8 protein-coding genes are annotated in these 13,603 nt (G+C 68.8%); 2 read left to right on the top strand and 6 right to left on the bottom strand.

All coding sequences use genetic code 11. The annotated features are described in order from the left end of the window. Window positions 1-14: 14 nt before the first annotated feature. The 6 genes from ABT294_RS18130 to ABT294_RS18105 form a co-directional block, all read right to left on the bottom strand. Window positions 15-2,189 (bottom strand): hypothetical protein, encoded by a 2,175-nt coding sequence (locus ABT294_RS18130; RefSeq protein ID WP_350806952.1) that lies wholly within the window; start codon window positions 2,187-2,189, stop codon window positions 15-17. 10 nt (window positions 2,190-2,199) lie between these two features. Then, window positions 2,200-3,954: a beta-galactosidase gene (locus tag ABT294_RS18125; RefSeq protein ID WP_350806949.1), complete on the bottom strand. Its 1,755-nt coding sequence runs from the start codon at window positions 3,952-3,954 to the stop codon at window positions 2,200-2,202. 95 nt (window positions 3,955-4,049) lie between these two features. Further along, a complete protein-coding gene (locus ABT294_RS18120; protein WP_350806947.1) occupies window positions 4,050-4,886 on the bottom strand; it encodes a carbohydrate ABC transporter permease in 837 nt (278 codons plus the stop codon). A gap of 5 nt (window positions 4,887-4,891) precedes the next feature. Continuing rightward, window positions 4,892-5,893, bottom strand: coding sequence for a carbohydrate ABC transporter permease (locus ABT294_RS18115; protein WP_350806945.1), 1,002 nt, complete (start codon window positions 5,891-5,893; stop codon window positions 4,892-4,894). Further along, window positions 5,893-7,167, bottom strand: coding sequence for an ABC transporter substrate-binding protein (locus tag ABT294_RS18110; RefSeq protein WP_350806943.1), 1,275 nt, complete (start codon window positions 7,165-7,167; stop codon window positions 5,893-5,895). The genes ABT294_RS18115 and ABT294_RS18110 overlap by 1 nt, the downstream gene beginning before the upstream one ends. Before the next feature lie 115 nt (window positions 7,168-7,282). Continuing rightward, window positions 7,283-8,497, bottom strand: coding sequence for an ROK family transcriptional regulator (locus tag ABT294_RS18105; protein WP_350806941.1), 1,215 nt, complete (start codon window positions 8,495-8,497; stop codon window positions 7,283-7,285). 106 nt (window positions 8,498-8,603) lie between these two features. Here ABT294_RS18105 and ABT294_RS18100 point away from each other — a divergent pair, with 106 nt between their 5' ends. Together ABT294_RS18100 and ABT294_RS18095 are read left to right on the top strand one after the other, a co-directional pair. Continuing rightward, on the top strand, window positions 8,604-12,809 hold the full coding sequence (locus tag ABT294_RS18100) for a glycoside hydrolase family 38 N-terminal domain-containing protein (RefSeq protein WP_350806939.1): 4,206 nt from the start codon (window positions 8,604-8,606) through the stop codon (window positions 12,807-12,809). After that, complete coding sequence (locus ABT294_RS18095) at window positions 12,806-13,597, top strand: DUF7158 domain-containing protein (protein WP_350806938.1); 792 nt, start codon at window positions 12,806-12,808, stop codon at window positions 13,595-13,597. The genes ABT294_RS18100 and ABT294_RS18095 overlap by 4 nt, the downstream gene beginning before the upstream one ends. Window positions 13,598-13,603: the final 6 nt, after the last annotated feature.

Below are 13,603 nucleotides of genomic sequence, written 5' to 3'. Positions count from 1 at the left end.
TAGTGCGGTGCGGATCAGGACAGGGACAGGCCGGCGGCATCGCTGGTGATCGTGTGTTCGACACCGTTGAAGAGGACTCCCGACAGCGTGGCGGTGATTCCCCGCGGAACCACGGCGTCCTTCAGGTGCGGGCCGGCGCCGTCCGGAGCGTAGCCGAACAGATCACTGATGACGACGTCGGCGAACTTGCCGCCGCACAGGTTGTTGAAGACCTGCAGGCTGTCAGGTGATGCCAGGACGGCGGAGGAGCTGTCGTCAGGCGTTCCATCGCCGGCCCGGAGCTGCTGAGCCTGGAGTCGGTGGGCCTGGAGTTGGTGGGCCTGACCGAAGGGACCCCGGCGGGTCACACCGGAGAATCTCCGCAGCAGCGCGAGGAAAGCGGGATAGTCGCCGAAGCGCGCGAAGGTCTGGGCGGTCAGCGCGGGCCAGGAATCGAACGCGCCCTCGGTGCCGTGGTCCGCACGGTCGACCGGCGCCAGGGCGTCGTCGCGGGACAGCGCGCGCATCCAGTCCCCGGCCAGGAGTTCGGTGGCCACGAAGTCCTTCATGGCGGTCTTCTGCTCGACGGTCAGCGACGGGGCGAGCAGATTCCCCGCGATCACGAAGTCCACGACGGTCCGCACCGGCACGAGGGTGCCGTCTGCGTGCCGGCAACTCCACACCCCGCCGTTCCGGCTGTCGTAGAGCTCGAGGACGTCGGCGAGGAGGGCGTCCGCCTCGCCGGTGAGGACGTCCGCGGCCTCGGGTTCGCCGGCCCGGCCGCACAGGTCCGCGGCTTCCCGCAACATCCACACGTTGGCCGCGTTGAACGACGGCACCTGGTTGACGTAGTTCGGCAGGACTTCCAGAAGGTTGTGGTCCGCTCCGTAGTCGGCCAGGGACTGTCCCGTCCGCACCAGCTTCCGCCAGTGCGTGGCGATGGCCTTCAGCTGGTGCAGGACGGTGCTGCTCTCTCCGTCGGCGACGATTGTGGCGTCCAGCGCGGAGCGGTCGCCGCTGTAGTTGACGTAGTTGAGGATCGTCGTGAAGACAGTGAGGTCGTTGGCGCTGTACCACGGGCCGACCAGTCCGCCCTGGACGCAGTCCACGGCGTATCCGTCGTGGATCCCCCGGGTGAGCCAGTACATGGTCTGGGCTTTCATCACGGTGGGATCGAGCAGGGCTAGGACGACTGAGCAGTAGGAGGTGTCCCAGAAGTAGGTGACCGTGTTCGCCCACTCGGGAGCACCGGTGACGTAGACGCGGTCGAAGCCGGTGAAGCCGCCCGGCGCCCGCCCCAGGACGTCGTTGAAGTCAGCGCCGAGATTGGTGCGCTCGCAGGCCAGGACGGACAGGACGCTCATGTAGTACAGCCGGCTGACGGCGTCGTCGTCAGTGGTCAGGACCGGCAGGGATCCCGAGTAGTGGGTGTTGCCGGGGGTGAAGGCGTCCTGCCAACGCTTCTCCCACCCTGCGTGGACGGCGTCGAACGCCTGCTGGAACGATCCGGCGGTGGCGTCGGCGTCGGCCAGGACGCCGGCGCCGTCGGATACGGACGTCAGCGGGCCGCCGGTCGAGGTTTCGCCGAACGCCACGACGATGTCGATCGTCACGGTCCGCCCCGGCTCGACCTGCCATTCGGCGGTACTGCCGGCCCGCGCCGCAGTGAGGAGGGAGGGCGCGGGAGTGAGCGCCAGCACGGTCACCGCCGGGCTGCTCCCGTCGGAGATCACCAGGTTCGGACCGGCGAGCCGGGCCGTGAAGACGTGGCCGTCGGGGCGCGGCGGGTCCCAGTCCCACCCGGTGGTCGCTTTGGCGATCCGCGGATCGAGGCCGACCGACACGGTGGCCGCCGCCGGTGCCGTTGCGGGGTTCGCCGCCGTGAACCGGAGCAGCAGGCGATCGGCTTCGAAGGCGAGCCGGGCCGAGGTCAGGATCTCGACGCCGGTCGGCGTGATGGCCCTGCGCGTGATCTCGTAGGCGGACCACCGGTACTCGTCGGCCGGGATGGGAACGCCGTCCACGGCCAACGCGCACCAGTCGCCGCCGTCGTCCAGATACGGCGCGAGAGTGAGGTTGCGGACCGCAAGCACGTTGTCCGCAGCTCCGACCCCGCCCCAGAAGTTGCTGGTCGCGGGGAGGTGAGCCACTCCCCGACGCGGCAGCCATTCGCTCGCGAGCGTGTCCAGGCTCGGTGGCGTCTGCGGCACAGGACTCCCCTTACTCCTCGGTGATGCCCAGATCCGACGAACCGCGCAGTTCGACGGCGTCCGTCGCCGAGCCGTGCAGCTCCAGCACGACGAGCTCGTTGCGCCCGGAACGCAGCACCGGCGCGGGGACGTACAGCGTCCCCTGCGGTCCGCGCGACCAGTACCGTCCGAGGGCGAAGCCGTTGATCCAGACGTGGCCCTTGGTCCAGCCGTCGGTCGCCAGGAACGCGTCCGCGGGTTCGTCGATCTCGAACTCGCCCCGGTGGAATGCGGGGCCGACCCGAGCCGCCGACGCGGAGAATCGCAGACCTGATTCCCAGCCGCTCTCGTCGAGCGGAAGCGCGGTCGTGATCCAGGTGTCCAGGGCCGCGCCGTTGACGGTGACGTCACCGATCAGACCCTTGCGATCGTGGATTCCCTGACCGTAGTTCACCCGTCCCAGGTTCTCGACCAGCAGCTCCAGTACGGCCCCTGCCCGCGGTGCGACGAACGACATCGCGTGCTCGTGGTTCTCGCGCTCCAGCACGCCGACTGGTTGGCCGTCGATGAACACCTGGGCGCGATCCCGTACGTCCTCGACGCGCAGCACGGCCGGACCCGCGTCAGGCAGCGTGGCTCGGTAGAGCACGAAGCCGACCGCCTGGCCGATCTCCTCCATCGACAGCGGCCGGGACGCCCCGACGCCGGGCCCGAAGAGCTCCGCGAGCTCGAACAATCCGGCGGACTCCGTCAGCGAAACCCGGACCGGAGCGAGCTTGCGGCCCGACGCGGGAATCGGCTCGTCCGGCACCGGCGCGTGGCGAGCGATCACCTCACGGAACGCCGCATACTTGGCGGCCGGATCGCCCGCCTCGTCCAGCGGCGCGTCGTAGTCGTACGACGTGACCGTCGGCCGATACGTGCCTTTGTCGTTGGCGCCGTTGGTGAATCCGAAGTTGGTCCCGCCGTGGAACATGTAGATGTTCACCGACGCGCCGGCCGCGAGGAGGCGGTCGAGGTCGGCTGCGGCGTCCTGGGTACTGCGGCCCTTGTGTACCGCACCCCAGCGGTCGAACCAGCCGATCCAGAACTCCGAGCACATCAGCGGTCCCGTCGGCTGGATCTCGCGCAGTGCGGCCAGGCCGGCGTCCACGCGGCTGCCGAAGTTGACGGTGCGCAACACGCCGTCCAGACCGCCGCGCGCCAGATCAGCGGGCTGATCGCAGGTGAACAGAGGGACGTCGACGCCGCCGTCGCGCAGCAGCTTCGCGATGTGCTTCAGGTAATCGGTGTCGGAACCGTAGGCGCCGTATTCGTTCTCCACCTGTACGGCCAGCACCGGACCGCCACGGCTGCCGAAGTACGGCGAGATCAGTGGCAGCAGGGCGTCGAAGTACTCTTCGACAGCCGCGAGGAAGACGGGATCGCAGCTGCGCATCGCGATTCCCTCGTGCGCCAGCAGCCATGACGGCAGGCCGCCGCCTTCCCACTCGGCGCAGATGTACGGGCCGGGGCGGACGAGGACTCTCAGCCCCTCCGCCGCAGCCAGTTCCAGGAAGCGAGTCAGGTCGAGGATTCCGTCTGTGCGGAATTCGCCGCGCCGGGGCGCGTGCAGGTTCCATGGGACGTAGGTCTCGACCGTGTTCAGCCCCATCAGGCGCGCTTTGCGCAGCCGGTCGGCCCACTGGTCGGGGTGGATCCGGAAGTAGTGGATCCCGCCGGAGATGATGCGGAACGGCTCGCCGTCGAGGCGGAATCCGTCCTCGACGATGTCCAGTCCAGGCATGCCTGTGGTGCTCCTCGCATGGTTGCTTCGAGTTCTTGGGGGGCCGTCCAGATCAGACTGACCCGCCCTGGTCGTTCCACTTCCGAGTGATCGTTCTAACCCTTGAGGCCGCTGGTGGCGATGCCTTCGACGATGTAGCGCTGTGCGACGAGGAACATGACGACGAGCGGCGCGATGGTCAGGACGGCTCCGGCGAACAGTCCCGGAAGGTTGATGGTCTGGGCGGTGAGGAAGTTCGACAGCGTGATCTGTGCCGTCCACGACCCTGGGTCCTGTCCGATGACCAGCGGCCACAGGAAGGCGTTCCAGCTGTCGATGAACGCCAGCGCTCCGAGCGAGGCCAGCATCGCGGCGGAGCTGGGAAGCGCGATCCGCCGGTAGAGCCCGAACCAGCCGAGGCCGTCCAGGCGGCCGGCTTCTTCAAGTTCTCTGGGGAAGCGCAGGTAGAAGTTGCGGAACAGCAGTACCGCGAAGGGGTTGAACAGGCCGGGCACGATGATGCCCCACAACGTGTTCACCCCGCCGAGTGACCCTACGACGACGAACGTCGGAACGAATGTCGCCGAGCCCGGAATCATGAGGGTGCCGACGACGAACGCCAGCAGGAATCCGCGCCCTGGCACAGGAAGCCGCGCGAAGGCGTATCCGGCCGCCGAGGCGAACAGCGTCGAGAGCGGCGCGGTGATCGCCGCGACGATCAGTGAGTTTCTCAGGCCGTCTGCCATCGGCACACTCGGGTCGGTGAACAGGGAGGTGAAGTTGTCCCAGTGCATGGAGGACGGCCACCATACCCAGTGTGGTGACGTGATCTCCCGGGAGTCCATCAGGGAGTTGCGGAGCATGAGGTAGAACGGCGTCAGGAAGATCAGGGTGACCACGCCGATGAGCGCGCTGCGGGCCGTTACCCGCAGGGTGCGGGTCAGTGGGTGCACGGTGGTCACTCCTCGCTCTTGCCGAAGCCGGTGATGCGGCCCTGGATCAACGTCACGGCCACGATGAGGCCGGTGAGCACGAATGCGCCCGCCGATCCGAGGCCGTAGTTCTGGGCCTGCATCGCCACGTCGTAGAGGTAGACCAGGGGTGGTCGGACGGCTGTCGCGGCGCCGCTGGTCGCCCCTCCCCCTCCGATGAACAGGTTGTAGAACTCGTCGAACGCCTGGAACGCGGCGATGAACAGCAGCATGAGGACCGCGACCGAGGTGTTGCGCAGCATCGGCAGCGTGATCCGGCGAAAGAGGCGCCAGCCGCTCGCGCCGTCGAGTGAGGCCGCCTCGTAGACCTCGCGGGGGACGCCCTGGAGTCCGGCCAGGAAGAGGATCATGAAGAATCCAACCTGGAGCCACAGCCGTAGGGTGACGATCACGACCCAGTACAGCGGCGGGCTCTGCGTCTGGAGCCACGGTGTCGCGCTCATGCCGAACCAGTCGCCGATCGTGTTGGCGACGCCGCCTGGAAGGCCGTTGAACAGGGACATCTTCCACAGCAGCGACGCCGCCACATACGACACCGCCGCCGGGATCAGGAAGCTGGTCCTGAACAGGGCTCTGCCCCGCCGGATGCGGTGGACCAGCAGGGCCAGGCCGAGCGAGGCGGCGAACGTCACCGGCACGATGAACAGGGTGAACAGCAGGATCTGGGTGATGGATTTCCGGAAGTCGGGGTCGCCGAGGAGTTGGGAGTAGTTGGCGAACCCGACCCAGTCGCCCAGGGAGATCGTCCGGTCCGCCTTGGAGAAGCTGAGCAGGAAGCTCCAGACGATGGCGAAGTACTTGAAGATCCCGATCCCGAGCAGGACCGGGGCGGTCATCAGGGCGAAGACGCCCACGGCCCGCCAGTCGATGCGCCTGCGTCGGGCCGTCGTCGAGGCGGTGCCCCGCGACCGGGTCGCGGGACTCCCTGAGCCCGTCGGCGGCAGCGTCGCCTTCGGTGCCGTGTCCATCAGACCTTCTGCTTGTCGATCTCGGGCTGGGCCTTCGCGGCAGCGGCGGTCAGCAGAGCCGCGACGTCACCCTGCCCGGTCATCGCCTTGGCGGCCGCGGCGTCGAACACGCTGCTGACCGCGCTGGACCAGGTGTTCGGGTTCGACTTGCCGTACTTGGCGGCCAGGTCCACGGCGTCCTTGGCACTACCGGCCTGTAGCTTGTCGGCCGTGGCTGCGACGGTCTTGCGCGGCGGGACGTGGAGGCCGTAGCTCTCGTTGAAGTCCTTCTGCAGGTCGGTCTGCGAGATCCACAGCCACTGCACGTACTTCTTCGCGGCCTCGACGTTCTTGCCCTTCGCGTTGACCAGGCTGGCCCAGCCGCCGATGCGGACCACCGGATTGCCGCCGGCCTTCAGGGCGGGCCACGGGGCCACGCCGAAGTCGTCGCCGAGCGCCTTCTGGATGTCCGGCATCGACCACAGGCCGCCCCACTGCATCGCGGCGGCGTTCTGGGTCAGGGCCGCGGCGTCCCACCAGTCGGTGGTGAAGCCGAGCAGCAGCGACTTGTCGTCGTGCAGCCGCTTGGCGGCGGTCACAGCCTCGATGGCCTGCGGAGAGGCGAAGGCGGCCTTGCCGTCGGCGATCAGTTCGCCGCCGTTGGACCAGATCGCGTTGGCGGGTGCGTTGCCGACGCCGTCGTTGCCGACGAACAGGCCCTTGGCGTCCTTGGTCGTGAGTTCCTTGGCCGCGTCGGCGAGTTCGGCGAGGGTGGTCGGAACCTTGATGCCGGCCTTGTCCAGGACGCTCTTGCGGTAGTAGAGCATCATGACGTCGTCGACCTGCTTGATGCCGTAGATCTTGCCGCCGGCGCTGAGGTAGTCGAGGTTGGTGGTGCTGTAGTCCGACTTGGTGTCGCCGTACAGGTCGTCGAGCGCGGCGATCTGGCCACTCTGGATCAGTCCGGTGTTGAAGTCGCCGACCTCGAACACGTCGGGCGCGTCGGCGGTCAGCAGCGTCGAGTTCAGCTTCGTCCCGTAGTCGCCGGGAATCCAGGTGACCTTGACGGCGATGTCAGGGTTGGCCTTGGTGAAGGCGGTGGCGTAGCGGGTCACGGCCTGCTGCGTCCCGGCCTCGCCGTAGGCGTGGTACCAGACGTTCAGGGTGGTCTTCGCGGCGCTGGTGGCGGTGCCGCCCATCGGGTTGCTGCTGCACGCGGTGACGGCGCCGGCGACGAACAGCAGCGAGCCTCCGAGGAATCCTCGTCGGCTAAGATGTGTGTTGCGTGTGCTCATTTCGCGTCCTTTCTTCGAATGGGGGGAATCGGGCGCGGAGGAAATGGCTCGCCCAGCCGGTGTCTTCCGGAGATTGCTTGCAGGCAGTAGAGGACACCGGTCAGGGCCGTTCGGCTTACGCGCGGTGGGTCACGGCGCGCGCGTGGTGGGTGCGGACCTGTGGGAACAGGGCCCTGAGGCTGACCGCGGCGGCGCCGCGGGCCCACTCCTCGAACGGGAGCGGACGGATGAAGACCGGAGCCTGAACGGCGGCTCCGAAAGCGTGTGCCGCGAACGACGCCCAGATGCGCTCCTCGAACAGGTCGTAGGTGTCGAGCCCTTCGCCGGAGACCACGATCCGCTCGGGGCCGGCGATGTTGACCATCGCCGCCACCGCGAGCCCGATGGCGGTGCCCGCCTTGGCGAAGACCTCCTTCACCGCCTCGTCGCCCGCCCGAGCCCGCTCCACGGCGCGTCCGAAGGTCATGTCGGCCTCACCGGACGCGGCCCGCGCCGCCGCCAGTATCGCCCCGGTGGTGGCGACGGTCTCGACGCAGCCCTGATTGCCGCAGCGGCAGGGTGCGCCGTCCGGATCGACGCAGATGTGCCCGATCTCCCCAGCCACGCCGAAGCCCCCGGTGAGGAGACGGCCGTCGACGACGATGCCGCAGCCGATGCCGGCCCCGACGGTGACGAGGGCGAACGAGTCGGTCCCCACCCCTTCGCCGAACCAGTGCTCGGCGACGGTGAGCGCCTTGACGTCGTTCTCGACGGCGACGCTGAGCCCGGTCGCCTCGGCGGCGAGCTGTCCGATCGGGACGTCGCGCCAGCCGAACCTGGCCGACAACCGGACCAGCCCCCGGGCTCTGTCCACGTCCCCCGAGATGGCGATGCCGAGATTCCTGGTCCGCGCGCGGTAGTCAGACCCTGCGTCCAGCAGCTCGTCAACCAGGGCCGCCAGTTCGACGACCACCGCTTCGGGGCTGCGGTCGGGCAGCGGACGCCGTACGGACACCCGAACCTGAGCCTGAAGGTCGCAGAGGACTCCGACGATCTCGTCGACGAGGTCGTCGGTGGTGACCTTCACGCCGACGAAGTACTCACGCTCAGCGGTGACGGCCAGGGGACTGACCGGACGGCCTGACCCCGGAGCAGTGCGCTCGGAGGCGAGCTCGTGCAGGTACCCGGCGTCGAGGAGCGGCCGCGCGGCCTTGGTGACGGCGGTCGACGACAGGTCGAGGCGGCGCGCCATCTCCACCCGGCTGAGCGGGCCTTCTGTGAGGAGGAGGGCCAGGACGGCGGACGCGGCGGGCGTCGCCGCCAGCGTCTTGGCTGTCGGTTCTTGTAACACGGGTGAAACCTAGGAGGCAATCAATAACTTAGTCAAGTATTGAATCTCGACGCCGCGCGAACCTACACTCGGCTGCCTCCGCCACTCCCCGAAAAGAGCCATCGCGTTGACGCTTCACATCGACTCGATCCAGAGCACCGACCTGTTCGTCGGATCGCGGGACCATCCGCTCCAGGTTCTGCGGGTCTCGGTCTCCGGCGTCCGGCATGGAGTATCCGTCGAGATCTCGGTACGGGGCGCGGCCACCGGCACGTTGACCGCCTTGGGCGACTCGGGGCCGTTCGAGGTTCCTGTCGAGTGTCAAGAGCCCGAGGGCGCCGAGGTCACCGTCTCGGTGGAGGTCGTGGCCGGCGACGAGCGCGTCAGCCGCGATGCCGCGATGACCGTGGCCGAGAAGGGCTGGACGATGTTCATGGTCTCGCACTTCCACTACGACCCGGTGTGGTGGAACACCCAGGCCGGGTACACGGCCACGTGGGACCAGGAGTCGCGGGGCAACTCCCAGCACACCGGCTTCGAGCTGGTACAGGCGCACCTGGACCTGGCCAGGCGCGACGCCGACTACTGCTTCGTCCTGGCCGAGGTCGACTACCTCAAGCCCTATTGGGACGCCTATCCCGAGGACCGCGCCACGATCCGCGCCCTGCTCGCCGAGGGCCGGCTGGAGCTGATGGGCGGGATGTACAACGAGCCGTCCACCAACCTGACCGGGGCCGAGAGCACCATTCGCAATGCCGTGTACGGGATCGGGTTCCAGAAGGACGTCGTCGGCGGCGATCCGGCCACGGCTTGGCAACTGGACGCGTTCGGGCACGATCCGCAGTTCCCCGGGCTGATGGCCGCGGCCGGTCTGACGTCGAGTTCCTGGGCTCGGGGGCCGTTCCATCAGTGGGGGCCGAACATGACGCTCGGCTCGCACGAGGCTCCTCAGGCGGAACTCGACGGCATGCAGTTCGCGAGCGAGTTCGACTGGGTCTCGCCCAGCGGGGATGCGCTGCTCACGCATTACATGGCCGCGCATTACAGCGCCGGCTGGTGGATGGACTCCTGCTCGACGCTCGAGGAGGCCGAAGCCGCCGTCCTGCGCCTGTTCCAGCAGATGAAGAAGGTGTCCGCGACCCGTAACACGCTGCTGCCTGTCGGTACGGACTACACCCCGCCCAACAAGTGGGCGACCGCGATCCACCGGGACTGGAATGCGCGGTACGTGTGGCCCCGGTTCATCTGTGCCCTGCCCCGGGACTTCTTCGCCGCGGTACGCGCTGAGCTGGAGGCGTCGGGGCGAAGATTGTCGCCGCAGACCCGGGACATGAACCCCATCTACACCGGCAAAGACGTGTCCTACATCGACACGAAACTCGCCCAGCGCGCCACGGAGAACAAGCTCGTCGACGCCGAGAAGTTCGCCACCCTCGCCTGCCTGCTCGGCGACGCCGCCTACCCGGACGCCGCGCTGGACAAGGCCTGGCGCCAGCTGGTCTACGGAGCGCATCACGACGCGATCACCGGATCGGAGTCCGATCAGGTGTACATCGACCTGCTGTCCGGGTGGCGCGAGGCATGGGATCTGGCTTCCGCGGTGCACGACCGCGCGTTGGAACACCTCGTGGGCCTGGTCGACACCTCCGGTGAGGGTGCGGCGGTGACCGTCTTCAACCCCAGCTCGTGGGCGCGGGACGACCTCGTACGCTGCACCGTCTCCGCGCCCTTCGCCGGGATTGCGGACGAAGGCGGACGGTCGATTCCCGTGGTGTGCGAGCCGGGTGCGGATCAGACGGTCGCGGTGACGTTCCTCGCCGAGTCAGTCCCGGCGCTCGGCTGCCGTACGTATCGTCTGACGCAGGACGGTGAGCCTTCCGCGTGGGTGCCGCGGCAGTCCACGACGATCGCCAACGAGTTCTGCGAACTGCGGGTCTCACCCGCGTTGGGAGGGGCCGTCGAAAGCCTGGTCGAGCTGGCCAGCGGGCGGCAGCTGATCGCGCCAGGCGGCGTCGGCAACGAGATCGTGGCCTACGACGAGTACTCCGAGCACCCGGTCTTCCGCGAGGGGCCCTGGCACCTGCTGCCGACCGGGCACAGCGTGGGATCGGCAACGCGGCCGGCGGACGAGGTTCTGGTCGAGGACTGCGCGGTCGGCCAGCGGGTCACCGTTCGAGGCTCGGTCGGGACGGTCAGGTTCACCCAGCGGCTGACGCTGTGGCGAGGGCTGGACCGGCTCGACTGCGAGACTCACCTCGACGACTACACCGGAAGCGACGAACTGATCCGCCTGCGATGGCCGATGCCGGTCGAGGGCGGGCTGCCGGTGTCCGAGGTGGCCGACGCCGTGATCGGGCGGGGATTCGCTCATCCGGACGTGGACAGCGCCGCACAGCCGTGGACGCTGGACAACCCGGCGTACCAGTGGTTCGGGCTCAGCAGCACCGCCCAGATACGGCTGCTCGACGAGACGCTCGTCGGCACCCGCGCCATCGGCATCGCCGAGATCGTGGCCGCGGACGAGGCCGCGGCGACAGGCCTCGTCAGGGACCTGAGCGTCGCGCTCGTGCGATCCGGCGTCACCTCGACCTGCTCGGTGGCCGACGGCTACCGCTACGGCGCGCTGTCCTTCGACTCTAACCTGCCGGACGTACGCATCAGCGTCGGCGGCCCCGGCACCAACTCCTTCACCGCCACGGTCCTGGCCCAGGCAGACCCGGCCTACGCGGAAGAACTGCGCCGGCAGCTCGACACCACGGGCCGCGCCCTGGTCTGGGTCCCCGCGAGCAAGCCCCTCACCGAGGCCTGGATTCCCGGGGCGGACCTCACTGGCACTCTGGACCTGCCCGTCCTCATCATCGACGGGACCGACCTTCCTGACGCCATCGCCCACGTCATCGCAGGACTGCGCGACGCGCGCATAGACGTCCGCCAGCCCGCGGCCCTGTCCGGAAACCCGGCGTTCGAGGACCGTACGGTCGCCCTCCTCAACCGGGGAATCCCCGGCTTCGCCGTCGACGTCACCGGCCGCCTCCACCTCTCACTCATGCGCTCGTGCACCGGCTGGCCGTCAGGAGTCTGGATCGACCCGCCCCAACGCACCGCGCCTGATGGCAGCGGCTTCCAGCTCCAGCACTGGACTCACTCCTTCGAGTACGCCCTCGTCACCGGACCCGGCGACTGGCGCCGCACCGGCATCGTCGCCCGCGCCCACGACTACAACCACCCGCTGACCGCCGTGGTCTCGACCGGCGACCATCGGGGAGAACTCGCCGGCACCGGGTCGCTGCTCAGCGTCGAGCCGTCCACGGTCGTCCTCACCGCGCTCAAAGCCGCAGGCAACCCGCTGGCCACCGGCCGGGCGGACGGCTCCGATCCGGCCTCCGGCATCGTGGCGCGGGTGTACGAAGCGCATGGCCGGGACACCGAACTGCGGATCGACCTCCCGGTCCCTGTGCGGTCGGCGTCACGCAGCGACCTCAACGAAGCTCAGGGAACCGATCTCGGCATCGAGCCGGGAACATCCGTATCGACCACGATCGGCGCCAACGCCGTCGAGACGCTGCTGATGGTCCCGTCTGCGGCACCGGCACACGGTGTCCGCACCTCACTCGGCCACGCGGCGGAAAGCGTCCAGCCGGTCTACAGCCGATACTGGCTGCACAACAAGGGCCCGGCACCGCTGGGCAACCAACCGGTAAGCGTCCACCTGACGGCCACGGGCAACGCCGCCTTGCGAGTCACGGTCGCCTCGGACGTCATGGATCGCGCGGTCGAGGCGCGGCTTCAGTTGATCGCGCCCGAGGGCTGGCAGGTCGATCCGTCCGACCGCCCATGCTGGCTCGAGCCCGGCGGCTGGACCGGGATCGACATCACCGTAACGCCGCCCAAGAACGACGCCGGACCTGGCCCGCACCCGATCCGGGCGCTGCTCGCATACGACGGGCAGACCTACGAGGACGTCGTGTTCGTGGACGGCCACGGCGAACCCTCGCCGTCGAACCGCGACCGGCTCCGGATCGAGCTGAATGAAGAGAGTCTGACGGTCGCCGCAGGCGGCCGGGCCTCGCTGTCCGCGACCCTGCACAACGATGCCTCGTTCGAGATCCGCGGCGAGTGCCAGGCCATCAGCCCGTGGGGCACCTGGTCGGCGGTCACGCCCGCCATCCAGGAGTTCGTCATTCCCGCGCTGGGCCACAGCGAGGTCCGGATCGACGTCGCAGCCCCTGGCGACGCCCGCGGCGGGCGATGGTGGCTCGTCCTCAAGACGATGTGGTTCGGCCAGGTGAACTACTCGCCGGCCGCCGAGATCGTCATCGAGACGAAGCCGTGACCGCGGCCGACCAGCACCACCGGCACGGCGGACATCACGCCGGAAGTCAGGAGATCGCGGCCCACGTCGGAACCGGCGTGATCACGGCCGACGACGTCGACGCGCGGGTGGCCGAGCTGCGACGCGGCCCGCGTGCCGCCCTGCTCCCCGCGCCCGCCACAGCCGAAGGCCGCCAGCTGCGGCGGTGGACCGCGCAGGTCCTGGTCACAGAGCGTCTGCTGCACGACGAGGCCCGACGCCACGGGCTGTCAGCCCCGCCCGACGCACCCCGTCGCCTGCCCCCGTCTGCACGCATCGACCTGGGAAGCGTGCTGGCGGCCGTCCTCGCCACGTCCCCGCTGGCCTGGGCGACGTACGACCTGGTGACCGCCGACGTCACCGTCTCCGACGCGGCCGTGCACGACTACCGCGACCAGCTGCACGGATCCGGGGCGTATGTTCCGCGACGCTGGGTCGTCCACAGGCACCGCGGCCAGCAGATCAACAACGGCAAGCCCTACCTGCTCGCCGCGAACGAGGTCCCACCCCAGATCGCCGAAGCAGTCTTCGCCGGACAGACCAACGACAAGATCAGCCCATCACCCGACCACTGGTTCGAACTCGGTGACATCCAGGCCGCCGACGACGCCTCCGCCTTGTGGGCGATCCGAGACGCGCTCGTCCACGCCGAGCAGCGAAGGGTCTTCGCACTGTGGACGAGCGCGCAGATTGCGGACCAGGTCCGCCTGATGCCGGGCTTCGAACACCCCGCGGACATCCATCAGCCCGACAGCACCCACCACCACTGACTCCCC

Origin of the sequence: Nonomuraea sp. NPDC000554 (genome assembly GCF_040300065.1) — a bacterium.
Classification (GTDB): domain Bacteria; phylum Actinomycetota; class Actinomycetes; order Streptosporangiales; family Streptosporangiaceae; genus Nonomuraea.
The sequence above is the reverse complement of the archived record's forward strand: the minus strand, read 5'-3'. Positions and strand labels throughout refer to the sequence as shown.